General features: G+C 56.1%; 28 protein-coding genes. 15 read left to right on the top strand and 13 right to left on the bottom strand.

What is annotated here, in order from left to right:
- The first annotated feature begins 32 nt into the window (after positions 1 to 32).
- The gene (locus tag P1U45_RS01820) at positions 33 to 599 is read left to right on the top strand and encodes a hypothetical protein (RefSeq protein ID WP_301057219.1); all 567 of its coding nucleotides are present in this window, start codon (positions 33 to 35) and stop codon (positions 597 to 599) included.
- Here P1U45_RS01820 and P1U45_RS01815 read toward each other — a convergent pair whose 3' ends face one another.
- Positions 600 to 1,379 (bottom strand): VUT family protein, encoded by a 780-nt coding sequence (locus tag P1U45_RS01815; protein WP_301057218.1) that lies wholly within the window; start codon positions 1,377 to 1,379, stop codon positions 600 to 602.
- 229 nt (positions 1,380 to 1,608) lie between these two features.
- Between P1U45_RS01815 and P1U45_RS01810 the strand changes: the two genes are divergently transcribed.
- Positions 1,609 to 3,321 carry a Cache 3/Cache 2 fusion domain-containing protein gene (locus tag P1U45_RS01810; RefSeq protein WP_301057217.1) on the top strand — a complete coding sequence of 571 codons (1,713 nt, stop codon included), beginning with the start codon at positions 1,609 to 1,611 and terminating at the stop codon, positions 3,319 to 3,321.
- 79 nt (positions 3,322 to 3,400) lie between these two features.
- Here P1U45_RS01810 and serA read toward each other — a convergent pair whose 3' ends face one another.
- From serA to P1U45_RS01795, 3 genes are all read right to left on the bottom strand, one after another.
- Positions 3,401 to 4,975 (bottom strand): phosphoglycerate dehydrogenase, encoded by a 1,575-nt coding sequence (gene serA, locus P1U45_RS01805; RefSeq protein WP_293607851.1) that lies wholly within the window; start codon positions 4,973 to 4,975, stop codon positions 3,401 to 3,403.
- A 155-nt stretch (positions 4,976 to 5,130) separates the two neighbouring features.
- A complete protein-coding gene (locus P1U45_RS01800) occupies positions 5,131 to 5,442 on the bottom strand; it encodes a nucleotide pyrophosphohydrolase (protein ID WP_301057216.1) in 312 nt (103 codons plus the stop codon).
- Between the two features lie 3 nt (positions 5,443 to 5,445).
- Entirely contained in the window at positions 5,446 to 6,609 is a 1,164-nt protein-coding gene (locus tag P1U45_RS01795; RefSeq protein WP_301057215.1) for a phosphoserine transaminase, read from the bottom strand.
- 264 nt (positions 6,610 to 6,873) lie between these two features.
- Here P1U45_RS01795 and P1U45_RS01790 point away from each other — a divergent pair, with 264 nt between their 5' ends.
- Genes P1U45_RS01790 through P1U45_RS01780 form a run of 3 tightly spaced genes read left to right on the top strand, consistent with a single transcriptional unit; the run spans position 6,874 to position 8,978 of the window.
- A complete protein-coding gene (locus tag P1U45_RS01790) occupies positions 6,874 to 7,380 on the top strand; it encodes a hypothetical protein (RefSeq protein ID WP_301057214.1) in 507 nt (168 codons plus the stop codon).
- A 6-nt stretch (positions 7,381 to 7,386) separates the two neighbouring features.
- Positions 7,387 to 8,055: a phosphoribosylanthranilate isomerase gene (locus tag P1U45_RS01785; protein WP_301057213.1), complete on the top strand. Its 669-nt coding sequence runs from the start codon at positions 7,387 to 7,389 to the stop codon at positions 8,053 to 8,055.
- Positions 8,052 to 8,978: a DMT family transporter gene (locus tag P1U45_RS01780; RefSeq protein WP_301057212.1), complete on the top strand. Its 927-nt coding sequence runs from the start codon at positions 8,052 to 8,054 to the stop codon at positions 8,976 to 8,978. The genes P1U45_RS01785 and P1U45_RS01780 overlap by 4 nt, the downstream gene beginning before the upstream one ends.
- Before the next feature lie 37 nt (positions 8,979 to 9,015).
- Here the strand turns inward: P1U45_RS01780 and P1U45_RS01775 are convergent, their stop codons facing one another.
- The 4 genes from P1U45_RS01775 to P1U45_RS01760 form a co-directional block, all read right to left on the bottom strand.
- Complete coding sequence (locus P1U45_RS01775; RefSeq protein ID WP_301057211.1) at positions 9,016 to 9,354, bottom strand: hypothetical protein; 339 nt, start codon at positions 9,352 to 9,354, stop codon at positions 9,016 to 9,018.
- Between the two features lie 106 nt (positions 9,355 to 9,460).
- Positions 9,461 to 10,396: an alpha/beta hydrolase gene (locus P1U45_RS01770; RefSeq protein WP_301057210.1), complete on the bottom strand. Its 936-nt coding sequence runs from the start codon at positions 10,394 to 10,396 to the stop codon at positions 9,461 to 9,463.
- A 9-nt stretch (positions 10,397 to 10,405) separates the two neighbouring features.
- Entirely contained in the window at positions 10,406 to 10,705 is a 300-nt protein-coding gene (locus P1U45_RS01765; RefSeq protein ID WP_022693211.1) for an SCP2 sterol-binding domain-containing protein, read from the bottom strand.
- 107 nt (positions 10,706 to 10,812) lie between these two features.
- Positions 10,813 to 11,517, bottom strand: a complete 705-nt coding sequence (locus tag P1U45_RS01760) for an alpha/beta hydrolase (RefSeq protein ID WP_301057209.1) — start codon at positions 11,515 to 11,517, stop codon at positions 10,813 to 10,815.
- A gap of 100 nt (positions 11,518 to 11,617) precedes the next feature.
- On the opposite strand from P1U45_RS01760, the gene P1U45_RS01755 reads away from it, so the two are divergent.
- Both P1U45_RS01755 and P1U45_RS01750 read left to right on the top strand, forming a co-directional pair.
- Positions 11,618 to 13,165, top strand: a complete 1,548-nt coding sequence (locus P1U45_RS01755) for a carboxyl transferase domain-containing protein (RefSeq protein ID WP_301057208.1) — start codon at positions 11,618 to 11,620, stop codon at positions 13,163 to 13,165.
- A 65-nt stretch (positions 13,166 to 13,230) separates the two neighbouring features.
- Positions 13,231 to 14,538: a DnaJ C-terminal domain-containing protein gene (locus P1U45_RS01750; RefSeq protein WP_301057207.1), complete on the top strand. Its 1,308-nt coding sequence runs from the start codon at positions 13,231 to 13,233 to the stop codon at positions 14,536 to 14,538.
- Between the two features lie 50 nt (positions 14,539 to 14,588).
- On the opposite strand, the gene P1U45_RS01745 is transcribed toward P1U45_RS01750, so the two are convergent.
- Positions 14,589 to 15,554, bottom strand: a complete 966-nt coding sequence (locus P1U45_RS01745) for a hypothetical protein (RefSeq protein ID WP_301057206.1) — start codon at positions 15,552 to 15,554, stop codon at positions 14,589 to 14,591.
- Positions 15,555 to 15,733: 179 nt separating this feature from the next.
- On the opposite strand from P1U45_RS01745, the gene P1U45_RS01740 reads away from it, so the two are divergent.
- Positions 15,734 to 16,198, top strand: a complete 465-nt coding sequence (locus tag P1U45_RS01740) for an Hsp20 family protein (protein WP_022693206.1) — start codon at positions 15,734 to 15,736, stop codon at positions 16,196 to 16,198.
- Positions 16,199 to 16,267: 69 nt separating this feature from the next.
- Here the strand turns inward: P1U45_RS01740 and P1U45_RS01735 are convergent, their stop codons facing one another.
- From P1U45_RS01735 to P1U45_RS01720, 4 genes are all read right to left on the bottom strand, one after another.
- A complete protein-coding gene (locus P1U45_RS01735; RefSeq protein ID WP_301057205.1) occupies positions 16,268 to 17,596 on the bottom strand; it encodes a glutathione S-transferase family protein in 1,329 nt (442 codons plus the stop codon).
- Between the two features lie 106 nt (positions 17,597 to 17,702).
- Complete coding sequence (locus tag P1U45_RS01730) at positions 17,703 to 18,146, bottom strand: bifunctional diaminohydroxyphosphoribosylaminopyrimidine deaminase/5-amino-6-(5-phosphoribosylamino)uracil reductase RibD (RefSeq protein WP_301057203.1); 444 nt, start codon at positions 18,144 to 18,146, stop codon at positions 17,703 to 17,705.
- Complete coding sequence (gene gpmA / locus P1U45_RS01725; protein ID WP_301057202.1) at positions 18,143 to 18,859, bottom strand: 2,3-diphosphoglycerate-dependent phosphoglycerate mutase; 717 nt, start codon at positions 18,857 to 18,859, stop codon at positions 18,143 to 18,145. The genes P1U45_RS01730 and gpmA overlap by 4 nt, the downstream gene beginning before the upstream one ends.
- A gap of 93 nt (positions 18,860 to 18,952) precedes the next feature.
- The gene (locus P1U45_RS01720) at positions 18,953 to 19,444 is read right to left on the bottom strand and encodes a hypothetical protein (protein WP_301057201.1); all 492 of its coding nucleotides are present in this window, start codon (positions 19,442 to 19,444) and stop codon (positions 18,953 to 18,955) included.
- A 123-nt stretch (positions 19,445 to 19,567) separates the two neighbouring features.
- On the opposite strand from P1U45_RS01720, the gene P1U45_RS01715 reads away from it, so the two are divergent.
- The 7 genes from P1U45_RS01715 (at position 19,568) to P1U45_RS01685 (ending at position 25,396) form a co-directional block, all read left to right on the top strand.
- Positions 19,568 to 20,155, top strand: a complete 588-nt coding sequence (locus tag P1U45_RS01715; protein ID WP_293607050.1) for a hypothetical protein — start codon at positions 19,568 to 19,570, stop codon at positions 20,153 to 20,155.
- Positions 20,156 to 20,195: 40 nt separating this feature from the next.
- Positions 20,196 to 21,713, top strand: coding sequence for a phosphomannomutase/phosphoglucomutase (locus P1U45_RS01710; RefSeq protein WP_301057200.1), 1,518 nt, complete (start codon positions 20,196 to 20,198; stop codon positions 21,711 to 21,713).
- A gap of 122 nt (positions 21,714 to 21,835) precedes the next feature.
- A complete protein-coding gene (locus P1U45_RS01705) occupies positions 21,836 to 22,360 on the top strand; it encodes a hypothetical protein (protein WP_301057199.1) in 525 nt (174 codons plus the stop codon).
- Positions 22,361 to 22,485: 125 nt separating this feature from the next.
- Complete coding sequence (locus tag P1U45_RS01700) at positions 22,486 to 23,064, top strand: acyloxyacyl hydrolase (protein ID WP_301057198.1); 579 nt, start codon at positions 22,486 to 22,488, stop codon at positions 23,062 to 23,064.
- Positions 23,065 to 23,138: 74 nt separating this feature from the next.
- Positions 23,139 to 23,522: a DCC1-like thiol-disulfide oxidoreductase family protein gene (locus P1U45_RS01695; protein ID WP_301057197.1), complete on the top strand. Its 384-nt coding sequence runs from the start codon at positions 23,139 to 23,141 to the stop codon at positions 23,520 to 23,522.
- An 86-nt stretch (positions 23,523 to 23,608) separates the two neighbouring features.
- Entirely contained in the window at positions 23,609 to 24,907 is a 1,299-nt protein-coding gene (locus tag P1U45_RS01690) for an adenylosuccinate synthase (protein ID WP_022693197.1), read from the top strand.
- 27 nt (positions 24,908 to 24,934) lie between these two features.
- On the top strand, positions 24,935 to 25,396 hold the full coding sequence (locus P1U45_RS01685; protein WP_301057196.1) for a hypothetical protein: 462 nt from the start codon (positions 24,935 to 24,937) through the stop codon (positions 25,394 to 25,396).
- The last annotated feature ends 4 nt before the right edge of the window (positions 25,397 to 25,400 follow it).

Genomic DNA, 25,400 nt, shown 5'->3' with positions numbered 1-25,400 from the left:
CAGCTGCCACATAAAGCGAACAGGCGGGGCGGATGTCATTGAGTACCGGAACACTACGTATTGAAGGCTATGCTGTTGTCAGCGATGACGACCGTATTGCCGATGCAGACGGTAATATGCCCGATAGCCTGAAGAATGATGCTGAGTGGGAATTCTTTCAGGCCGGTCTGAGCGCCGCTGATGTCAGCGTACTCGGTCGCCGGAGCCATGATGCAACGCCCAATCACGCAAAGCGCAAACGCCTCATTCTGACAAGGTCGGTCCGCGACGTGGTTCGCGACGGGCTAATTGTGTTCTGGAATCCGCAATCGTGTGGAATTTCATCGGCGCTTGACGCATTCGAGATGCCCGTGAGCCATCTTGCTGTTGCGGGAGGCCGTGACATTTTTGATTTCTTCCTGACGGCGGAGACGCCGTTTACAGCCTTTCACCTGAGCCGCGTTCGCGGTGTAAGGCTTCCAGGTGGCACAGGTGTGTTCTCTGGTGTGAACCGAGGACAGTCTGCAGAAGCTATACTGGCAGAAACCGGATATCAGCCCGGGCCTCTTCAGGCGTTGGATGAGGGCGTCGATGTGGTTAGCTGGACGCCCGCGACGTAACTAAATCGCCTGCGGGTCCACGAGGCCGGCATCTTCGCGCTTGCGCATGGCGCGGCTGACGAACAATGCGCCGACCATTTTGCCGATCACAAACGCGATCCAGTTCGCAGTGTGCAACATAGTGCCTGCCGGTTCTCCAAGTTGCATCTGAACCGCAAGGTCTGCGCCGAACAGGAAGACGGTCGTGTCCACGGGTGACGCCACGGCTGACGACACCAGAATACGCGTGGAGAGCCGGTATTTTGTGAAGGTGTAGATCGCCCAGTCCGCGAGCTCGGAAATCGCAAAGGCAAGGCCAGAGGCAATCGCGATGACAGGCCATGCGTAATAAAACGCCCACGCCACGCCAAGCGCCATGACAAGCAGCACACGCTGCCCCATGCGGCGCTGAACAAAGTCTCGCAGGACGAACACAAATCCGGTGACCATGGCGAGTGGGTGGAAGCTTATACCTTTTTCAAACAGGCCCATGGGGCCCGCTAAACAGGCATCAAATGCGACGCGTCCGGGTTCGCCTGATGCGGGTGTCACAAAGCACCAGGTTTCGATGACGCCAAAAGACCAGTTCAGAAAAGGGATGGTCGCAAAGTACAGGAACGCCCAGGCACGGCCACCAAGTCTGTAAATCAGGTAGAATGTTGCGATCAGCCCCAGAGACACGATCAGCAGATTGTCAGGCCTTCCGGCAGTGATGCCGCTTACCAGCTGGTCGAGAATGGTCTGGAAAAAGTCAGGCATGTCGAATCCGAAATTGGTGCGGGACGTTTCAGGCTTTGCCATAACGTTAGCACGAAATTGCGCAAGTCATGGGTCAGGTCAGTTTGCCTGAACGCATGCTCAAGTGAAACCATGGCGCGATTTTAAGGGGAAGTATGCAGAATTTGCGCCAAACTGATTGAAAATTTGGTTCAAAAGGCCTTCGCTTCTCTAACAATTGAGCCTCGCTCATTAACCGGGCGACAGTCGTTCAGTGATACTCTGGGACAATATTAGTCCTGGGATCCTTAAAATGAATATGTTTAAAAATATGAAGGTCTCGTCTTCAATTGCTGCGATGAGTGCGATGCTCGTGGCTGCATCACTTCTTATTATTTGGGCAATTGCATACGAAGTTGTTTCTTTGAAAGTGCGTCAGGATACTCTGAATTCACAGAGTGCGAGCCTGCGCGTTGCTGCGACGGTGCTGTCGCAGAACCTTGATGAGTTTGAAATCGGCTGGGATGGAGAGGGTGAAGTCCGTTCCGTTCGCGCCGACACTATCCCTGAATTCAGTTCACACGACCTGATCGATAGTATTGGTCAGGCTACCGGTGAAACTGCGACGATCTTCGTCTGGGACGACGAAACCCGCGACTTCTGGCGTCGGTCGACCAATATTGTGAAGCCGGATGGCACCCGCGCTGTCGGCACACCGCTTGGCCAGAACGGTGCGGTTTATCCGATTGTCACACGTGGTGAGACATTCCGCGGTGAAGCGAACATTCTCGGCACAGACTATTACACCGTCTATCAGCCGATTGAGAGCGCATCCGGCGACGTCATTGGCATCCTCTATGTGGGTGTTCAGAAGGCACGCATTACGGGCGTGATCGCGGACATGATGATCAAGTTTGGCATGGCGGTTGTGCCGGTCATTCTGATTGCCATTGTGATCAGCATTTTTGCGAGCCGTCGCCTTTTGCGTCCTGTCCGCGACATGGCGCAAATCACGGATGAGATTGCGCGGGAGAACCTGTCTATTTCCGTGCCGCACACCGGGCGTAAGGATGAGATCGGCCAGCTGGCTGCATCGGTCACCAAGCTACAACAAGGTGTGCGTGATCGTCATGCGCTCGCTGAAAAGCAAAAAATCGTCGATGAGCAGGCCCGCGAGCGTCAGCAGCGTATGGAGCAGATGATTGCGTCCTTCCGTGACATCGTCATGGACGAACTGAAGGAAGTGTCTGCGACTGCGCATGGCCTCGACAGCACGGCAGACACGCTGAGCCAGATTGCGCGTAATAGTGCGGACCGTGCGAGCGAGTCTCTCGGCGCATCCGGCGAAGCGACCAACAATGTCCAGTCTGTTGCGAGTGCAGCTGAAGAGCTGACAGCGTCTATTGGCGAGATTGGTCGTCAGGTCGTTGAAACGACCCGCATTGTGGCAAGCGCAACAGAGAACGGCCGTGAGACGAACACCAAGATCGAGCGTCTGGCTCAGGCGGCAGGTCGTATTGGCGAAGTCGTCACGCTCATTCAGGCAATCGCCGAGCAGACCAACCTTCTGGCGCTCAATGCTACCATCGAGGCGGCGCGTGCAGGTGAGGCGGGCAAGGGCTTTGCTGTCGTTGCGTCCGAAGTGAAGCAGCTGGCGACACAAACGGCGAAAGCGACCGAAGAAATCTCTGCCCAGATTAGCGCGATCCAAGATGAGACGAACGCATCGGTCCAAGCGATTGCCGACATCACAACCGGCATTGAAGAGATGAACTCTTACACCAGCGCGATTGCCTCTGCGATTGAGGAACAAGGCTCTGCGACAGCTGAAATCTCTGGTAGTGTGCAGCGCGCGGCAGAAGGGACTGGGCGCGTTTCGCAGACGATGTCCGAGCTTAGTTCCTCAGTGGACCAGACAACACGTTCTGCAAATCAGGTCCTTGGTTATGCCGGTCGCCTCAACGAGCGTACGTCGTCTCTCAAGAGCGCTGTTGAGCGGTTCCTCGACGATGTGGCTGCGGCCTGATTATTTCACACACCACAAGGCAAACAAAAACGCCGCCTCATTGCGAGGCGGCGTTTTCTTTTTCAGGTGACATAACGTCTTAGAACTGAAGAACTTTCACGTAGCGAACGTGTGGCAGAGCCTGAATGTTTTTCAGAACGTCTGACGGCACTTCAGCATCGATACCGATAAGAGCAATCGCTTCTTCGCCTTCGCCTTCACGGCCAAGGTTGAAGGTCGCGATGTTAATGCCAGCTTCGCCGAGCATCACGCCGAGCGCACCGATAAAGCCAGGCTTGTCGAGGTTGTTGACGTAGAGAATGGTTGAACGGAATTTTGCGTCCAGAGCCATGCCTTTGACTTCCACAATCTTAGGCACGCCAGCTACGATAGAACCGGCAACATCACGCCATGCACCATCAACCTTCACGCGGATGCGGATCAGGTTGTCATATACAGGGCTGTCTGCACGCGTCGCTTCTGTGAGCGTCACGCCGTTGGCTTTCAGGATTTCCGGAGCAGACACCATGTTCACGTCAGACATGATCGGACGAAGCGCGCCGGATACAGCAGCTGCTGTCAGCGGCTTGGTGTTGAGTTGAGCAGGTTCACCTTCAAAGCCGATTTCGATTTCTGTGAAACCGCCATCAGCGATCTGGCCAGCGAACAGGCCGAGCTTTTCAGCCAGCTCTGCGTATGGCTTGAGGCGAGGGGCCTCTTCCGCAGAAATGCTTGGCGTGTTCAGGGCGTTGGTGACAGCACCTGTCAGGAGGTAATCAGAAATCTGGTCAGCGACCTGAAGGGCAACGTTTTCCTGCGCTTCTGTTGTCGCCGCACCGAGGTGAGGCGTCGCAACAAAGTTCGGTGCACCGAACAGGATGTTGTCTTTCGCTGGCTCTTCAACGAACACGTCAAACGCTGCCGCTGAGATGTGACCGGAATCGAGGCCGGCACGAACGGCTGCTTCATCAACAAGACCGCCACGGGCACAGTTGATGATGATGACACCCTTTTTCGTTTTCTGGAGCGCATCAGCAGACAGGATGTTGCGTGTCGCGTCTGTCAGCGGTGTGTGCAGGGAAATAGCATCCGCCTGAGCGAGAAGTGTCTCAAGATCGACTTTCTTCACGCCAAGGTCAGTCGCGCGCTCTTCAGTGAGGAATGGGTCAAACGCGATGACTTTCATTTTTAGGCCGATTGCGCGCTCTGCAACGATAGAGCCGATATTGCCGCAACCGATGACGCCGAGTGTTTTGAAAGAGAGCTCGGTGCCCATAAAGTCTTTCTTCGGCCATTCGCCAGCTTGTGTACGTGCGTCAGCTGCCGGGATCTGGCGAGCCGCAGCGAACAGCATGGCAATTGCGTGCTCGGCTGTGGTGATCGTGTTGCCGAATGGCGTGTTCATGACGATCACGCCTTTAGCCGTTGCCGCTTTTACGTCGATATTGTCGACGCCGATACCTGCGCGGCCAATGACTTTCAGGTTAGTCGCTGCAGCGATGACGTCTGCGTCCGGTTTACAAGCTGAACGGACCGCAAGGCCGTCATACTGAGGAATTATCTCGATCAGCTCTTCTTTCGTGAGGCCGGGTTTAACGTCGACTTCAAGACCGCGATTGCGGAAGATTTCGGCTGCTGCCGGGCTGAGTTTGTCTGCAATAAGAACCTTAGGCATGGTTTTATCCTGTTGTTGGTGCTCGACAGCTGTTCGTCACTTGCGTTCCGGCTGTCTGCGCTCAGCCCGGTCGGGCTGTGTGGTGCTCATCACGAGCAACGCGAAGGCGCAGACCGACCGAGTGAAACGAGGAACCAGGTCGAGCAAATTAATAACTACTCTTCGGGTGATTTCTTCGAGTGGCTTCCGGTGCCATCTCCGGCGCTCTGCCATTCACGGGCCCGGTTGATGGCCATTTTGGCGTCCACCTCGTCTGAGAGGTCTTTGCCAAGAACAGCCATGAGCCGGTGGAGGAGGATGGTGACGTCGGCAGCTTCTTTGCCCGCTTCGGTCACATCTCCTGCGATGAGGGCTTGTTTCAGTTCGGTGAGTTCCAGTTCTGCCCGCTCTACGAGTTTTACCGGATCGCTCACCTTGCCGAATGTCCCATCGCCCCAGGCACAGATGCTGGAGGAGGTCTCCGTCATCTCTTAAGCGTTGATGGTTTCTTCAAACGCCCATGTGAGCCACGGTGTGAGGGCCTTCACGTCGGAAGGTTCAACCGTTGCGCCACACCAGATGCGAAGGCCCGGAGGCGCTGCGCGATAGCCGTTTGCGTCGAAAGCCACGCCTTCTTTTTCCAGAAGACCGGTCATCTTCTTCATGAAGGCAGCCTGATCATCAGCAGACAGCGCCGCAAAACGGTCGTCTGTGATTTTCAGCGTCACGCCTGTGTTGGAGCGTGTGGCCTTGTCCTGACAGAGGAAGTCGATCCAGTCATTCTCTGCAACGAAGTCCTCAAGGATTGAGAGGCTCTCGTCAGAGCGTGCTTTCAGAGCTTTCCAGCCGCCGAGTTCCAGAGCCCATTTGAGAGACTGGATATAGTCTTCAACGCAGAGCATGGACGGCGTGTTGATGGTCGCGCCTTCGAAAATGCCGAGGTCGACTTTGCCTTTTTTCGTCATGCGGAAGATTTTCGGCAGAGGACGGTTTGGCGTGTAGCGCTCAAGGCGTGCAACAGCCGCAGGTGACAGCACAAGCATGCCGTGTGCCGCTTCGCCGCCAAGAATTTTCTGCCAGCTGAATGTCGTCACATCGACCTTTTCCCAGTCAATGTCCTGCGCGAATGCAGCAGACGTCGCATCGTTGATGACGACGCGCTCAGGGTTTTTGACGATCCAGTCAGCGTTAGGAACTTTGGTGCCGGATGTTGTGCCGTTCCATGTGAAGATGATGTCGGCGTCATCGCGGGCTTTAGAGAAGTCAGGCAGTGTGCCGTATTCTTTTGCCACATGCGCAGTCGCGTCGACGTCTTTAAGCTGGTCGAGAGTGTCTTTGACCCAGTCTTCGCCGAAGCTTTCCCATGCAAACACGTCCACAGGGCGCTCGCCCAGCATGGACCACATAGCCATTTCGACAGCGCCGGTGTCGGACGCAGGTACGATGCCGATGAGATAGTCATCAGGCACGCCAAGCGCTTCGCGCGTCAGATCAATCGCTTCTTTAAGCTTGGCCTTGCCAATCTTGGAGCGGTGAGAGCGGCCAAGCGCTGCGTCTTCGAGTTGTGAGAGAGAAAAGCCCGGGCGTTTCGCCGTAGGACCTGAAGAAAAATACGGGCACGCCGGGCGCACCGCTGGTTTAGCGACTGTCGTCATCTGTTTGTACTCCTATCCTTACAGATAGGCTGGGCATCGTTGGGGATGCCTGGCCCGCAGCCCGTATCTCATACCTGCGTTAACAATGCACGCGGTTTTTCATGACAATTTCGTCGCATCGCTGTGAGGCCGAATTTCATAATCCTGCCTCGCTTTTGAGGCATTTGCCGGTAAATAGGGTCAGCAGACTTTTCGCGTGGCGGAGTATCGACTAGCTTTGCCGTGAACAGCGGCGCTGCGAATCATTTCAGGAACCGGGACACTATGAGCAACAGCGATTTGGATCGACTTGAAGCCTTTGCGCGGCGCACATCTCCGCCGAAGCCGGAAAACGCCGAAGTCAGGGTTCCGGCCATCAATCAGCGCACACTCTTTTGGGCTGGCGGCTTTGTTGCTGTTGCTGTGCTTTATCTGATCATCGTGAAAGTGATGGCAGGCACAACATTCGTTGGTGACCTTCTCTTTATGGGCGGGATGGGCCTGACGGCGTGCGCGCTCATATACTGCCTTTCCGCGCTGGGCGCTTATCTTTACCGCCAGCAGAAAGAGGGCAGCAGCAAACCCGCAGGTGCGTGGGTCGCTGCTCTGGTGCGTGAGCGTCAGTTCGATGCTGCGAGCGATGAGGCTGGTGACTTTGTGTTTCTCGAACTGGTGGACGGTCGCCGCGTGCGACTCGAGCCGAAGAGCGAGACAGCCAGAGCGACAAAGGCCGGCGATATCGGCTGGGCTGAGTATCGCGGCGAAACCCTGTTTGATTTTGCGCCGGAGTAAGCTCTGTTGACGCGAACACGGGTCAAAATCTGCTGCATATCTTCGGCTGACGAAGCGCAGCTCGCCGTGAAGGCTGGCGCGGACGCGATCGGTCTCGTTGGCAAAATGCCGTCTGGCCCCGGCCAGCTGACGGATACGAAAATCCGTGACATTGCCCGCGATGTGCCACCGGGTGTCAGCTGTTTCATGCTCACGTCTGAGACGACCGCAACCGGCGTTGCAGAGCACCTTCTGCGCACGGGTGTATCTACGGTCCAGCTCGTCCAGCATATGACGCTTGCCGAAACGATGAGCCTTGATCGGGTTCTGCTTTCGACGCGCCGCGTACAGGTCATCCATGTGGAAGACGAAGGCGCACTGGATCTCGTTGCGAAATACGAGCCGCATGTGCATGCGTTTCTTCTCGATTCTGGTCGGCCAAACGCCGACACGCCGGAGTTGGGCGGAACCGGGCGCACGCATGACTGGGCGCTCTCGCGTAAGATTGTTGAAGCAAGCTCCAAACCTGTCTTTCTCGCAGGTGGCCTCAACGCTGAAAATGTCGGCGAGGCGATCGCGAAGGTCCGTCCTTATGGCGTGGATATCTGCTCTGGCGTTCGCACGGGTGGGCATCTCGACCCTGAAAAGCTTGAGCGGTTCATGACGGCGATCCGTCATGCTGACCGGCACAGATGAGCACGCCCGGGCATCGCAATTCTCTAGACTGGACTTTGTTTGCCGTTCTGACGGTCCTCTGGGCGCTGGCTTATCCGGGTAACCGGCTTGCGGTGAATATGAGCGATCCGGCGCATGGTTTTCCGCCGCAGCTGGTCACGGCAGCGCGCCTTTGTATTGGTGCAGCCATTCTGATGGGCATCGCCATCTGGAAGAAGGAGCGTTTCCCTCCGCTGACGGACTGGCGACGCTGGGGTACGCTATTTGTGCTTGGTTTTATTGGGATGACGGCGCCGTTTCTGGCGATCACTTTTGCCCAGCGAACTGTAGATTCCAGCCTTGCCGCGCTTTATGTAGCTGCCGCGCCTCTGTTTGTGGCGGGCCTTGCGCATTTCTTCTTTGCAGCCGAACGCCTGACGCGGGGCGTCGTGCTGGGCTTGATTGTCGGCTTTAGCGGCGTCGCGCTATTGTTCGGGCCGGACGCGATTTCGTCCTTCGGCTCTGCGAGTGTGGGCGCGCAAGCCTTATGCCTGATGGCGACCATGTTCTACGCCATCACCACGATCACAGCGCGTGCTGCGCCGCCTATGTCACCCATTATGATGTCTGCAGCTTTTGTGACGCTGGCGGCTTTATTGAGCCTGCCGACGTTGGCGGGCGTGGATTTCGCTGAGCTTGATCCTGCTCCATCCGCATATGCGGGGATTGCGATTTTAGCGCTCGCTCCAACGGCGGCCGCCTCATTTCTCTATATGCGGCTGGTCGCCCGTACGAGCGCGACGTTTATCTCTCTGACTGGCTACACCATTCCTGTTGTCACGGCTTTGATCGCGTTTTTCATGTTTGGAGAAATGCAGTCCTTCCGCAGTGTTGCGGCCTATGCGCTTATCCTGTTCGGCGTCTGGCTGTCCCAGAAGGGCGCAAAAAAAGACCCGGGCATTTAGGCCCGGGTCAGTTGCGAAAATAAACTTCGAGCGAAGCTTACTGGTTGATCGTGATCGTTGCAGGGCCCATTGCGCCCTCGACAGTGAAACTGTCGCCAGGGCCTTTGCCTTCTGGGTATTCAGTGCAGTTCTCGCCCGGTTGCATGGACGATTCAGTGCAGAGGGATGTGCCCTCAACGCGCCATGTGCCTGGGATTTCAGAGCCCATAGCAACGGCGGAATACGTGCCATCTTCATGGTAGTCCACCGGAATATCAAAGCCCTGAACCGACAGAACGACGCCGTTGGAAATCACGTAATCGAGCGTTGTTTCGGCCATAGCTGGCGCAGCAAGACCTGCGGCGAGCGCAGATGAAATGAGAACTTTCCTGAGCATATGTTTCCTCCGCTATATGCTGTATAGCGTAGGCATAGCAGTAAACATGTTCACTTTAAAGATGAAAATAGCGGGCTATCAACAAATTGTTATTCGATAAGAAAAACTAAATATCCGCGCGGTCGAGCAGGCGTTTGAACGCGGCCCAGAACTGGTCGCGAATATCATCTGTTTCCATCAGGATTTCATGACGGGCATTCGGCAGATAAATGCGCTCGACATTCGTCAGGTGACGCGAAATGCGATGGTGACTGTCATTATCCACCAGCTCTTCTTCGCCTGCGGTAGCGATGAGCACAGGGCAGTTCACATGCGCCAGCGCTGTCGGCTTGGCAAAGGCGTCAATCACATCGAGAGAAGCGCCAAGCCAGCTCCATGTGATCGGGCCGAGCTCAAGATCAGGGCTGGCTTCAATGAGCGCTTCCTGAATATCCCAGCGGCCGCGATCATGGGTAACAATGTTCTCTTCGAATGCGCCGCGCGGGCCCGGCTTCATGGCGAACTTGTTGCCCTGACCAAGCGTCTTCATCGACCAGGCGAGATATTTCATGCCCATGAATCGGCTCTTCAGACCCCACATGGGTGCGGAGAAAGCGGCTGCGTCGACTTCGATGAGCTTTTTGGTGATCGCCGCAAGCGCGATAGCGCCGCCCATGGAGTGAGCTAGCGACACAAGCGGGCGGGGCAGTTCGTCCTGCATCTCATCCAGCGCTTTTTTTAGCGCATTCATGAATGTAGAGAAGCGGTCGATATGGCCTTTTCGGGCATCCGGCAGAAGCCGTGACGACAGGCCCTGACCCGGCCAGTCCAGAATGAGGATGGCAAACCCCATCTCCTGAAGTTCGCGCGCCGTTTCGAAATATTTTTCGATGAATTCGGTGCGCCCGGGGCAGACGATAACTGTGCCCCGTGGCGTAGAAGGATTGAGCGCAGGCGCAACGCACATGCGAAGCCGACGCCCCTCGGCACCATCGAGCCAGCGGACGCGCGCGCCTTCAGGCGGCGGGTTGCCTTCAATCTCGACGAAGCCGGAAGAGCTCATAAGGCCCTGTTACTTCAGCTGTGAGAACAGGCTCTGAAGCTGCATAGCGACAGACATATCGCCCATAACTTTGAGCTTGCCCTGCATGAAGGCCATAGTTGGATCAAGATTGCCTGCGAGAAGCTTCTGGAAGTCATCCCAGTCAACTTTGACAGTGGCATCAGCGTCGCCGTCTTCATTGGTCGCGACATTTTCTTTGCCGTTCAGAAGCAGTTTGCCCATATCGCCGAAATCGAATTTGACGATTTTGTCGAAAGCACCGCTTTGAAGCGCTTCGTTTGCTTTAGCCGTAAGTGCAGCCAGATCCATATGAGTCTCCCTCAAGGTTTCTTGTTTTGTATGGCCCCCGCTTCGCCAGATGGCAAGGCAGCTGACCAAAATGTCAGCAGGGCTCGTCGTCGCATATGGGGAAGGTTTCAGCTCGCGCCATAAAATTCTGAGAGTACACCTGCAAGCCATAGCGGGCGTTCCAGTGGTACCATGTGTCCGCAATCCGGCGCGATGGCGCTTTTGGCGTTGGGAATTTCACTGGTCATGATGGCAAGTTGAAGCTCGGTCAGGAACGGATCGGTATCGCCAGCGATCATCAGCGTGGGGCAGGTGATGCGGTTAAGCTGGCCGGAAAGATCGATCCGTTCTGTCGTCTCTGACAGCTGGGTGATGAGCGTTTCCACGCCGAGGTCATGGTCCATGTCGCGCATGATCTGCTTGATGGCATTGCCGGAGCCGTGGTCAGGGTGCAGCATCTGGTTCAGGCGCGCGTCCACAATGCCCTTATAGATATGCGTTTTGAGGTATTCGAGCGCCGATTGGCGCTGCTTTTTCTCCTCATCATGCAGGCCGAAGGCTGACGAACAGATCGTGACGAGCGAGGCGACCTTGTCCGGGTGACCGATGGCAAATTCCATCGCCAGATATCCGCCCATAGAGAACGCCACGAGATGCAGCGGGCCTTCCGCATCAGCAGCACTGTGAAAATGCTGGCGAAACGCGGCGGCAGAGCGTGCTGTGTGGATTGGTAAGTAGTTGCAGGTGAGCTTGCCCTGAAGCTGTGCCCAGACGGGATGCCACACACGCTCATCGCACATGGTTCCTGGAACGAAGGTGATAGGTCTGGTCATGGCAATGTCCGGTTGACGTAAGGGGCAGGCTATACCGTGAGGCATTCCCTGATTAGGACTTGAGACAAACAATATAAGCAAGTCAGTCAGGGGAAATCGGATGAGCTGGAAGCCGCACATCGAAGAATTACGTCAGCGCGAGCGTCTCGCCGAGAAGATGGGCGGCGAAGAGCCGGTCTCTCGTCAGCGTGGTCGTGGCAAGCTGACGGTACGCGAGCGTGTGGCGTTTCTGGCTGATCCGGGCAGCTTTCAGGAAATCGGCAAAATTGCCGGCCGCGCCGAGTATGATGAGAACCACCAGCTGAAAGAGTTTCTTCCCGCCAATATGGTCGTGGGCCGGGGTAAGGTTGGCGGTAAGCCGGTCGTCATTCTGGGCGATGACTTCACCGTGCGCGGCGGCGCCGCGGATGCCTCCATTCGTGGAAAGATGCTGATCGCCGAGAAAATGGCCGGTGAATATCGCATGCCGCTCATCCGTCTGGTGGACGGCACGGGCGGTGGTGGCTCCATCAAAATGCTGGATAAGGACCCGCGAACCTACATTCCGGAGACGCCGGGCTGGGAATACGCGGTCGAGAATCTGGCGGAGATTCCGGTTGTGTCTCTGGCGCTTGGCCCGTGTGCAGGCCTCGGGGCAGGGCGCGTAGGTGCGAGCCATTATTCCGTCATGGTGAAAGAGCTGTCTCAGGTCTTCGTGGCTGGGCCGCCTGTCGCGCGCGCCATTGGTGAGGACGTGACCAAGGAAGAGCTTGGCGGCTGGAATATTCAGGCTAAGAACGGCACGGTGGACGAGGCCGTAGAGACCGAAGCGGAAGCCTTTGAAAAGACGCGCCAGTTCCTCTCTTATCTGCCAATGTCCGTTCATGAACGCCCTGCGCGGACCTCGCCGACGGATGACCCGAACCGCCGTGAAGGAAGCCTGATTGATATCGTCCCGACGGACGGCAAAACCCCTTATATGCCGCGTAAAATCATCAATGTGACGGTCGATCAGGGAAGCTTCTTCGAGATTGGCCGCTATTGGGGCAAAGGCATAGTCACCGGCTTTGCTCGGATTGACGGTTTCCCTGTCGGCATTCTCGCAGGCGACCCGTTCTTCCTCGATGGCGCATGGACGCCGGACACGTGCGATAAGGTCACCCGTCATGTCGACCTCTGTGACACCTTCCACCTGCCGATCATTCACTTCGTCGACTGTGCAGGCTTTGCGGTTGGTGTGAAGCAGGAAACCAACGGCGTCACGCGCAAAGGTGTGCGCGCCATGTCTGCCATGTATCAGGCAAAAGTGCCTGTGTGTGCCGTGGTTATCCGCAAAGCATTCGGCCTTGCTGGCTCCGCCATGATGAACCCGACGCGGACCAAATGGCGTTATGCCTGGCCATCTGGTGATTGGGGCTCTCTGCCTATGGCGGGCGGTATTGAGGCGGCTTACCGCAAAGAATTGTCAGAAGCTGAAGACAAGGATGCGTTCCTGGAAGAGCTTTACGCCAAGTTCGAGGCGATGCGCTCGCCATTCCGGACTGCTGAAGCCTTCCTCGCCGAAGACATTATCGACCCGCGCGATACGCGCCCTCTGCTTGTCGATTTCGTCCACCACGCAGACCGTATGATCGAGCCGGGCTACAAGCCGAAAGGGTATCGGCCTTAACGCAGCTGTGCCCTCCCTTGAGCCTCGGGTAAATCGAATTAATGTCAGGCCAAGGGAGAACGCCTTTGGATATTCTGATCTGCTACAAATCCCAGCGCAGGCCTGCCGCACGTCATCTGGCAAGTGTGCTGGCGGGCTATGGCTATGATGTCGCTTTTGATTATCAGGACATACCTGCAGACGGCTTTAACCGGCATTTGGAAGAGCGTATCGCAACGGCCAAAGCCGTGCCTGTTTTATGGTGCGGTCACTCTGTATCCAGCCAATGGGTGATCGAGCAGGCCCGTCTGGCGAAAGATGCAGGCCGGCTCGTGCCGGTACTGATGGAGAGTGCAGAGCTTCCGCTGGGTTTTGCCGGGCTGAACACGCACGATCTGTCAGACTGGGACGGCTCCGGGCGTAGCGCATTGCTCGACGGATTCATTGAGGAACTGGCACGTCTTACGGGCAAGCGTCCGCAAATGGATTATGACAAGCTGAAAGCCTATGAGGACACCTGGCGCGATTTCGGCGCGCTGAGTTTTAGCCAGTTTTCCCATAGTGCTGCAGCGCCGGGTGACACGCCAATTGAGACAGCGGGTGCTGCTTCCGGAAAATCCGAGAACACGCCGCCAAAAGATGAGAACGACGTCTTCAAAGTCTTCGACGAAATGTTCGGTGCTGGAAGTAAGGGTGGCGGTGCGGCCGCCGCAGAATCCGCTGATATTCATACAGTCGCGGAGATCACGCTCGAAGAGGCATTCTCCGGCGTAGAGAAAGACCTCGAGGTTTCGCGAACACGACTTTGTTCTGCGTGTTCCGGACACGGTATTCTGGGTGCCGGGCCGGATTGTTCAGCGTGCAGCGGGACTGGTAAAGTGACTGCCAAACAGGGCATGTTCCAGTTGCAGAAGACATGCACGAATTGTCAGGGGTCGGGCAAAACCGTCGTGAACAAATGCGCCACGTGTTCGGGCATTGGCACCTCTGCTCCAGAGATACGTCACTTGCGCGTGAAAATTCCTGCGGGGGCGATCACCGGAACCCGTATCCGGCTTGCCGGTGAGGGCGGTGCGATACCGGCACGCTTGCCGGAAAACGGAAGCATCGTGTCTGCGCAGACGGGCGATCTTTATATTCAGGTCCAGCTGAGATCACACCCATATTTCGAAACCCGCGGCGCTGACGTCTATTGCAACGCCATTGCGAAGCCGTCCGTTCTGAAAAAGGGCGGCAAGCTGATGGTGCACGACGTTTCCGGCGCTAAGATCAAGCTGAACATTCCCAAGGGCGTGGAAGAAGGAAAATCAATGCGTCTTGAGGGACGAGGCATGCCGCATCTGAAGGGCGGCGGTCGCGGTGACCTCTATGTGCGCCTGATAACGCAGTCATAAAAAAAGCCCGGCGCGAAGCCGGGCTTTCTGTTTGAAGGTAGCCGTGAGGCCTATTCTTCTGTTTCTTCTTCTGCCGCCGCTGCTTCAGCTGCTGCGATGTCCTCGGCAGTCGGTTTGCGGAAACGAAGCGTCATGCGGTCGCTTTCGCCAATCGCTTCAAAGACAGACGCATCATAGTTTTCGATCTCTTCGCGGTCCGCACCGGTAGAGCGAAGGTTCGGTGGCAGGTTCCACACACCGCCCGGATGGTCTTTGGTGTCGAGCGGGTTGGCGTTGATCTCTGAGGCTTCTTCGAAAATGAAGCCTGCATCTTCAGCGAGCTGACGGGCATAGTCTTCATGGACATAGCCTGACGGTGCGCCAGGTGCCTGCGTGTCAGCGCTGTTCAGACGGTGCTCGACGACGCCAAGCGTGCCGCCCGGGCAGAGTGCGTCATACATGTCTGAGAACATTTTGTCGGCATACTGACCGGACATCCAGTTGTGGATGTTGCGGAATGTGAGAACCACATCAGCACATTCGCCGTCTGCCATAAGCGGGCCTGTATCCCGGCTGATCGCAACAAACTCGACATCACCGAAGGTTTCGGCATCCGCCATGAAGCGACCCGAGAAATTGTCATAAGCGCGTTGTGCGTAATCGCTGGCTGCCGGATCAGGACCCGCAGCGATATACGTGCCTTCGCCCTTCAGGAATGGCGCAATCACTTCGGTGTACCAGCCGCCGCCCGGCCAGATTTCAATCACCGTGTCGGACGGTTCAACGCCGAAGAATTCCAGTGTCTCGACCGGATTACGGAACTCGTTACGCGCGATATTGCTCTCCGAGCGCCATGCGCCATTCGCAGTCTGTTCCAGTGTCATGCTGGCAGACGTCGCTTCACTCTCCGCTGCCGGAGCCGGTGCTTCGGCTGCAGGCGGTGTCGCTGCCTGTTCGGTATCAGGTGTTTCCCCACCACATGCAGCGGTAAAAAGTGCCAGTGACAGAATGCTTGTTCCAAGCAGTACAGACTTCATTTTATTCCTCCTAAGGTGGTGCAAATCACAAACCCTTGCGCGGGGAAAATGGCATCCCATATCACTATTGTCGAGGCGCCGAAGTCGGGTCTTGACCTCGGATGCGCCGGTTTCGGGCATTCGGTGAAAACTGAAAGCAGGGGCACCTGCAAACTTGTTGCTTATGAAAGGACAGTCTTATGCAAACGATTGATCTCACCCCGATTTACCGTTCCATGGTCGGTTTTGACCGCGTAGCTAACATGCTCGACGCAGCGTCCCGCCTGGACAATTCTCAGGGTTACCCTCCTTACAATATCGAAAAGACGGGCGATAATGCCTTCGTCATCGAGCTTGCTGTTGCCGGTTTCGCCGAGGAAAACCTCGAAATCGAAACCAAGGAAGGCCTGCTCACCGTGTCTGGCAAAACCCAGGCAACTGAAGACGGTGAGAAGCGCGAATTCCTGCATCGCGGCATTGCCGAGCGCAGCTTTATCCGCCGCTTCCAGCTGGCTGATCACGTTGTCGTGAAAGGCGCTGAACTGCAGAATGGTATGCTCCGCGTAGAGCTGGAACGCCAGCTGCCGGAAGCGATGAAGCCGCGCAAGATCGCGATTGGTGGCACAAGCCCGAAAGTGATCGAAGGCGGTAAAAACGTCGCGTAATACCGCTTAGACGACGAACCTCTTCCCCAGAGTAAGAAACGGCGCATCGTTGGATGCGCCGTTTTTCTTTTATTGGTCTTTTGTTTCGGAAGGCTCATCTTCAGTAGAGCTTTCAGCGTCCGCCACTGGTTCTTCAGCGGGTGCCGGTTCTGCGTCTGGCGCATCCGGAACGACGGCAGGTGTCTCTTCCGTTGCTGGCGCTTCGGCCTCAGCTTCTTTTTCCGCTGACGGAGCATCTTCAGAAGCAGCTTCTTCTGCAGACGCTGTCTCTTCTGTCGCTTCAGGCGTTTCAGAAGACTTTGATCCACCACGGCGACGACGACGGCGCTTAGGCTTTTGCGGCGCGTCTTCGGACTGGGTGTCTTCAGCAGGCTCTTCCTGCTTTTCAGGTGCAGGCTCGCCCAGCGGCAGGATGTCTGTGAGGCCAGCGTCTTTCAGGAAGGCTTCCAGCTCAGGGGTTGCTGGTGTCTCTGCGAAAATAGCTTTCAGTGCCGCGTAAGACGTCGCGGTGTGTCCCTGAATGCCTTGCTTGAATTCGCCGATATCCATGCCGACCGTTACGGTCTTGCGTTTCTTCGCGATTGCTTCGGCATTTGCCTCAGCCCATGCGATGAGCGTTGGAACCACTTCGTCACGGATCAGTGGAAGAAGCGTGTCGCCAACGGCGGACAGGTCTTCAAACACCGCGCCCTGACGCGGGTCTTCCATGAACTCGCACCATGCCGTGACGAACGGCGCGCTGTCACGGATCATCGCGCCGGATGTGTCATCCTTCATGAGCTGGATGAGCTGACCGGCAATCGCGAAGTCTGCGAGGCTTGGATGGCCGCCAAACAGGAAGAGATGCTTTTCCAGATGCGCGTTGAGCAGTTTCAGGAAGCGCGCGAATGAGGCTTCGATGACCGGCGTGGTCTTCTTGGTTGAGCCGATCAGCTTCAGGCGACCTGACATGCTTTTCGCGATAGATTTTTCGATGTCGGCGCGGTTTTCGACTTCATAACCTTCGAAGACAGCATCAGCCTGACGGGTCGCCGCGGCTTTTGCAGCTTTCGCCGTGCCCCAGCGATAGTGGAACATGGCTTTGTTTAGCCATTCGTCCGCATATTCTTCAAGCAGGAGTGCAAGCACGCGGCAGGCCGGATCATTCGGGCGCGCAGATGGCTTGTAGACCTTACCTTCGAGGCAGGAGAGGATCAGGCTGGAGTCGTGTGCGACGCCGCCTTTTGGAGAGACGAGCATAGGCAGCGCCTGGCTTTTCGCCAGCGACTGGAATTCCTCTTCTGTCCCAAATCCTTTCGCTATCCATTCGAATGGAAGCTTCTTGTATCGCAGATAGCTGCGAACTTTTGTGGAGTAGGGTGAGGTTTCTGATCCGAAAAGGCGGTATTTGGCGCCCATAGTGTGCTCTCCGTCTGGAAGCGGAAGGCTTACGCGGGGTTCGTGTTTGGTTCAAGCGCCAATGTGCCCAAAAGGACGCTATGTGGCCGCTTGGCCACAAGCGCACCTAGCTGTGTGAGGCAAAGAAGGCCTCATAAAGCGGTTCTGCATCGTCGCGCTTGAGGCCAACCATCACGTCGATCCCCGCGTCGCGTAGAACGCCAAAGCCGCCAGCACCTTTGGGGTGAATGTCTGAAATAGCGCAGACGACGCGGCTGATGCCAGCGTCGATGAGGCGGCGTGAACAGGCGTCTTCGCCGGTGGAGCGTTCGCGGCAAGGCTCCAGCGTGACATAGGCTGTGCCGCCCTTGGCGAGTGCGCCTGCATCATCCAGAGCAATTTGTTCGGCATGAGGGCGTCCACCCTCAGCGGTGACGCCAGCGCCGACGATGCGGCCCATCGCGTCTGTAATCACACAGCCAACCGACGGATTATCGCCGGTCAGGCCATGATTGAGGCGGGCGAGTTCAAGCGCCCTGCCCATCATACGTTTGTCTTTACGACGGCTCATGCCGGGATTGGCGGCAGGTCTTTTGCACGGTCTGCGTCGAGATAGCGTGCAGAAACCGGCGTCAGGTCGAAGTCCAGCTCGATGAGGAGCGGGTTACCTGTCGGGATTTCAACGCCGATAATGTCGTCTTCGCTGACCTTGAAGATGTGTTTCACAATTGCGCGCAGAGAGTTGCCGTGCGCGGAGATGATTGTGTGCGTGCCGTCGGTCAGCTTTGGTGCGATCGTTTTCTCCCAGTAAGGCAGAACGCGGTCGAGCGTGAGCTTCAGGCTTTCAGTTTCAGGAACCTCAATGCCTTTATAGCGCGGGTCTTTAGACAGATCGAACTCGGAACCGGCTTCAAGCGGTGGCGGCGGCACGTCATAAGAACGACGCCAGATTTTGACCTGCTCGTCGCCGTGCTTCTCAGCTGTCTCGGCTTTATCGAGACCTGTCAGGCCGCCATAGTGGCGCTCGTTCAGGCGATAGTCTTTTGTGACTGGCAGCCAGCAACGGTCCATAGACTGGAGCGCAAGCCACAGCGTGCGGATCGCACGGGTCTGGACGCTGGTGTAGCACTGACGGAAATCAACGCCTGCTTCCAGCAGCAGTTCGCCAGCGCGCTTTGCTTCGGCTTCACCTTTTTCAGTGAGCGCAACATCCCACCAGCCGGTGAAACGGTTCTGAAGATTCCACTCACTCTGTCCGTGACGCATCAATGCCAGTACAGCCATTTGTCCCTCGCTTTAAAAACTTGCGACTGCCCATAACGCCTGATGGCGGCATGGTCGAGCCTTCAGAGCAAGGAAAATCGAGGTATTGCGCGGTTAGCTGAAGAGAGAGTCGATATCGCTCTGTGAAATGCCATGATCATGGTCAGGTTCGTCGTCTGGCGTGCCTGGGGCATTACCAATGATGATGCCATTGATCTGGCCGATATGATCGAACAGGGTTTTGCCGATCTCGGTGGCCGTGTCGAAGTCGCTTTTCATAACGGCTTGCTGGATCTCGATGATCTTTGCATCGAGCGAGCGGCAGGCTTTTTCAAAGCGGCTGATAATGCCTGAATCCGCCTGACAATAAGCCTCGATCGCGAGCTCTTTATCGCGGAAGCCTGAATGGCGGAAATGGTCGACATAATTCTCGGGTTTCCAGCTCAGAACTTCTTCAGAGATTTCGTCGTCTGAGCCGAGGAAATCGACGAGCATCGCGACTTCGTTGTAATGGTTGAGAAAATCAGTCGCAAGAAGGGTGTCCGGGCTAATGTTAGCCGCGCGCAGCGTTTCGACATTGAGGTCGTGCGTCTTTCCCATATCCATCAGGCACTATCGGCACAAAAACGTTCAAACGCGCTTAACAAAATAGATTCTATGCGATTGAGTCTTGCATATAATGCCCCGAAGCGGGAAAACGCAGTTAAGGTTCAGGGGACGAACTATTGTATGAGTGATTTGTTTTTTTATCCGGTCGCCCTGTTGGCAGCACTGGCAATTATTGCTGGCGCGGCATTGCCTGGCCGTGACCGACTGGCCTGCGGGTCAGTCAGTGGGGCGGGCACCAATTATCAGAACGTGGAAGTGGTGGGTGATGACCTGTGTCGCATGGTTGCGGCAGGCCAGTCTGACATTGACCGCGTTATGACCGGAGAAGAGATTTCATCACTGATCGTTACGGCTGGTGCGGGCATGTTAGGTGACCGCCCGGAACGCAATCCGCATTTTCGTCTCGCCGCTGACCTTGAGCAGCAGTTTGCCGGACGCCGTGTCCGCGTAACTGTCGAGGCGAAGCCGACACAGCCGCGAGGCGCGCTGGCTTTCGAGATGAATTACAGTGCGGGTCAGGAAGGCAATTCCGGCTGGCAGTTATTCAATCTGACGCCTGAGTATCGCCCTTATAGCTTCGTCTGGAATGTGCCTGCGCGTGAAGGCACGGAGCAGGCGATTGACTACCTGTCCATTCGCCCGATCGTGCCGGAAGGCACACGTGGCGTGGAAATCCGTTCCGTCCGTTTCGAGCGCCTGCCTGACTAATATCTGTCGCAGGGCCGATTGATCACTGAGGAGAAGTAAAGTGCTTCCGACCCCACGAGCTGACATTGCTCCAAATACTGCCGAGTTTGAAACCCAGCCGCTGGTAAAGCCGACAGGCTTCCGCGAGTATGATGCGCGCTGGTGGTTCGGCGTTCCCGGCCATGACAAGCCGTCCGAGCTGAACCTGCTTGGCGTTCAGGCGCTGGGGCAGGGTATGGGCACAGTCTTCCATGAGAAATGGGTCGCGCCAAAAGTCGTGGTCGGTCATGATTTTCGCCATTACTCCCAGTCTATCAAATACGCGCTGATGACGGGCCTGTCTCAGGCGGGCTGTCAGGTTCTGGATATCGGTCTGGCACTGTCTCCAATGACCTATTTTGCGCAATTTGCGCTGGATGCGGCCTGCTGCGCGATGGTCACCGCCAGCCACAATGAAAACGGCTGGTGCGGTGTGAAAATGGGCTATGACAAGCCGCTCACATTCGGCCCGGATGAAATGTCCCGCCTGAAAGAGATCGTTCTGAACGGCACGCCGGTGATGCGTTCTGGTGGTTCTATCTCTCGCGTAGAGAACATGAAGGACGTGTATCTGAAGGCCGTCACGAAAGATGTTCAGATCAAGCGTCCGCTGAAAGTCATCGCTGCATGCGGCAACGGCACAGCCGGTGCATTCGCGCCGGAAGCTCTGCGCGCTATGGGCGTTGAGGTCGTCGAGCTCGATTGCGATCTCGACTGGACCTTCCCGAAATACAACGCCAACCCTGAAGACGAGAAAATGCTTCACGCGATGTCGGATGCGCTCAAAGAGCACTATGCAGACCTCGCGCTCGGGTTTGACGGTGACGGCGACCGTTGCGGCGTTGTCGATAATAACGGCAATGAAATTTTCGCAGACAAGATCGGCCTGATGCTGGCGCGCGACCTGTCGCGTGAGAATCCTGGTGCGAAGTTTGTCGTCGATGTGAAATCTACCGGCCTCTACAAAACCGATCCGGTTCTGAAAGAGAATGGCTCTGAAGTTGATTATTACAAAACCGGCCACTCTTACATCAAGCGCCGTACAACCGATCTTGAGGCGCTGGCAGGCTTTGAAAAGTCCGGCCACTTCTTCTTCCGTCCGCCAATCGGCCTTGGCTATGATGATGGTCTGGTTGCGGCGGCGGCTGTTCTTCAGATGCTTGATCGCAATCCGGGCAAGACACTTTCCGAACTCCACGATGAGCTAGGTGAGGCTTATACCTCTATGACCATGTCTCCGCATTGCGGCGATGAGGTGAAGTATGGCGTGATCGACGAGATGGTTGAGGAATATAAAGGCCTTCTCGGCTCTGAAATTCTCGGCCGTAAGGTTGTTGACGTAAACACTGTAAACGGCGCCCGAGTGACACTGGAAGATGGCTCTTGGGTTCTGGTCCGCGCCTCTTCCAACAAGCCTGAACTGGTTGTTGTGGTGGAGAGCATGGTCTCCAAAGACGATATGAAGGCGCTGTTCCATGAGGAAGTGAAGCCACGCCTCGGCAAACACTCCGAAGTTGGCGCGTATAACCAGGAAGTCTGATGAGATTTGAGGTTTCAAACGCGGCGTTGCAGATCAGGCAGGGCGTCGCGTTTGCCTTGATAGCCTGCTCGTTGGCTGCTTGCGGTGATCCTGACGTTTCATACCGATGGGAGGCCCATTCCGTGCGTAACCATTTTCATCAAAATGAGGCGGCGTTTGTCGACCTCGGTGACGCACTTCTGGCTCAGCCTGAGGCGAGGCAGGTTCGATACTGCGAGCAGCTGGACTGCAGTGATCGCGAATGGGTCGAATACGATCCGGTAGTGGATGATTTCGTTCCACTACTTCGCCCCGAGGAGGATCAAAAATTCCAGGAACTGCTTGAAAATCTGGGGTTTGCCGTGCCGGAATACATGTTCATGGAAAATACCGGTGATGGGCGCTTTCTTATGCCGAATATGGGGCAGGCAGAATGGGAAACCCGTGATGGCAGTATCGAAACCGTCCGAAACGTTCGTCTGAGCTTTTCGTATGACCCTGAACGTCGCGATTACGTGCAAGCCTGTGAGGATGAAGCGATTACGTTCGAGGAAGAGAATTTTTACTGTATTGAGGATTTGGGCAATAATTGGGGCCTCGTTTTTGAGGGCTATGTTTATTCCCATGACACCAGCCAGCCTGTTATCATAGAGCGGCTAGGGGACTAAGCGTTGGTGTCACGCTTTGGGTTCATGCCTGTAACTGCGACACATCTCTGATTTTCCGCAGGTTTCATTTTGCGGTTCGGAAAATTGCGCTAGAACATGTTCAATTCCGATTATTGGGGACTCACATGAAACTGAAACTCGCTCTTCTGGCTGGCGCTGCTGCGCTGATGGCAAGCTCTGCAAATTCTGGCGTTGTTGAAGAAGTTCGCCTCGGCGTTCTGCAACACAATATCTGCGTTCTGGACTGTGATAACGCAGACAAGGAAGACGGCCCGGACATTTCCAGTGAGATCGTTTTCAAGTCCCCTGATTTCCTAAGCTGGGCGTTTGACCCACGTCCGTATCTTGGCGTGACAGCCAACACTGCGGGAAATACCAGCTTCTATGGCGGCGGCCTGCAATGGTCTTTCGGCATCACAGAGAACCTCTCATTCGAGCCAGGCCTCGGCTATTTCTTCCATGACGGCTATAACGAGAACCCGTTTATTCAGGGTACGCCTGAATCAACAGCCTTCGGTCAGGAACATGTGTTCATGGGCTCTGATGACCTCTTCCGCACATCACTCGCGCTGACATACGACTTCAACGACGATTGGGCGGCGCAGCTCATGTATGAGCACTACTCCCACGGCCAAATCCTCGGCAGTGGCCGAAATCAGGGCATGGATAATATCGGCATTCGTATCGCCTATACCTTCGACTAAATGGAATGACTTCAGATCGTCGATGTGACGATCTCTCACATTGCCGGTGCGCGGCGCGCGATTAGATTAGTGCTATGACCGAGCCCCGCACCTTTCGTATTCTGTATGACGGCGACTGTCCGTTCTGCCAGTCCTATGTGACCTTCGCGAACGTGCGCAAAGCGGTCGGCGAGGTGGAGCTGATCGATGCGCGCGAACGTCCAGACCTCATTCTCCATTATGAAGCGCTCGGATACCTGATTGACGAAGGTATGATCGTCGATGCGGGCGACGAGATTTACTACAAAGGCGATGCCGTCTGGGCGATCAACACGCTCGCCAGCTCGAACCCTGCGCTGAAGCTGATGGGGAATCGGCGCTTTGTAAAATGGAGCTATCCGTTCCTTCGCAGTATGCGAAACGGCGTGAACCGGCTGCGCGGTGTTCGCTCTATCAGGTCCGGCATCCCTGAAAGCTAACAAAAATCCGCATATAGACGAATCCACCCCTTGCTTTTCGACGCTAAACACTGTCCTTTCCCCGCGGTTCTAGCGGAGAGATACTCATGACCGGAGTCGTTGTTGTCGGTGCCCAATGGGGTGACGAAGGTAAAGGTAAAATCGTTGACTGGCTCAGCCACCGCGCTGACGTAATCGTACGATTTCAGGGCGGCCATAATGCCGGCCACACACTCGTCATCGATGGCAAGGTCTTCAAGCTGAATCTTCTGCCATCCGGCGTTGTTCGCGGCGGCAAGCTCTCCGTTATCGGCAATGGCGTGGTCGTTGACCCATGGCAGCTTCTCAATGAAGTCGCCAGCATGGAAGAGCAGGATGTCCATTTGGGCCCTGATGATCTGCTGCTGGCTGATAATGCCTGCCTTATCCTGCCATGGCACAAAGACATCGACGCGGCCCGCGAAGCGCAGGCTGGCGGCGCTCAAATCGGTACGACAAAACGCGGTATTGGCCCGGCTTATGAAGATAAAGTTGGCCGCCGCGCTATTCGCGTAGCTGACCTTGCTGACGAAGCAGCGCTCGACATGAAACTGGAGCGCCTCATCGCGCACCACGCGCCGCTGCGCAAAGGTCTCGACCTGCCACCACCTGACGCAGCAGAGCTCAAGCGCCAGCTTCTCGAAATTGCAGATGATGTTCTGAAATATGCAGGTCCGGCATGGCAGCGTCTGGACGCGGCCTTCAAACTCGGCCGCCGCATTCTTTTCGAAGGCGCACAAGGCGTGATGCTTGACGTAGATCACGGCACATATCCGTTCGTCACGTCCTCTAATGTTGTGTCCGGTCAGGCGGCTGCAGGTTCCGGCCTTGGCCCGCGTTCGGTAAACTACGTGCTCGGTCTGGCTAAGGCCTACACGACACGTGTCGGCTCCGGCCCGTTTCCTACAGAGCTGACTGACGAAGTCGGCGAGACGCTTGGCCGCGTGGGCCACGAATTTGGTGTGAATACGGGCCGCAAGCGCCGTTGCGGCTGGTTTGATGCCGTTATGGTTCGTCAGGCTTGCGCGGTATCCGGCGTGGATGGTCTGGCGATCACAAAGCTCGACGTTCTCGACGGCTTCGAAGAGATCAAAATCTGTGTAGCGTACAAGCTGGGCGATAAGGTTCTTGACCGACTGCCTGCGACGGCTGCGGAACAGGCTGCTGTAGAGCCGATTTATGAAACCATGAAGGGTTGGTCCGGCTCAACTCAGGGCGCGCGTGACTGGGACCAGCTTCCAGGTGAGGCTGTGAAATACATCCGTCGTCTCGAAGAGCTGGTCGGTACGCCTGCTGCACTTGTGTCTACATCACCTGAACGCGAAGACGTTATTCTGCGTCGTGACCCGTTCGGCCGCGTGATGTAAGCTGCCATAAGACGCGAGCAAGACCTTATGAGCCTGACCTATCCAATCGCTTCCAATGCCATGGATGCGCTTCTGAACCCTGTGGGAATGGAGCGTACGCTCACGGCTGCCAAAGCGACGGCAGGTCGGGCAGTCATCTTCGAAAATGAGTGGATCCGCCCGGGGCCGGAGCGCGTGGAGGAGCTGTCATCGGCTGTGCAGATGGCTGCGGCTCACGGCGCGGTTCAGGTGTATGAATCTGAAAAGGGCAAACCAGTTATTGCGCTGAAATACTGGCGCATTCTCACGGACGAGGAACTGGCGCCAAAGCCGGAACCGGAGCCTGAAAAACCGGAAGACGGTGATGCGAAGAAGAAAGATCACACGGATGATCTCTATTTCCGCAAAGGCCGCACAAAGCCACGTAAACGCGTGGTCGATCCGAACCAGATGGATCTGTTTGTGAAGCCGGAAGACGATGCTCAGGAATCAAAGGATGATGACGCCTGAGCTT

The sequence above is a fragment of the Ponticaulis sp. genome, assembly GCF_029210165.1.
GTDB lineage: Bacteria > Pseudomonadota > Alphaproteobacteria > Caulobacterales > Hyphomonadaceae > Ponticaulis.
Note: the sequence above shows the minus strand (reverse complement) of the source record. Positions and strands in the feature narration are given on the sequence as shown.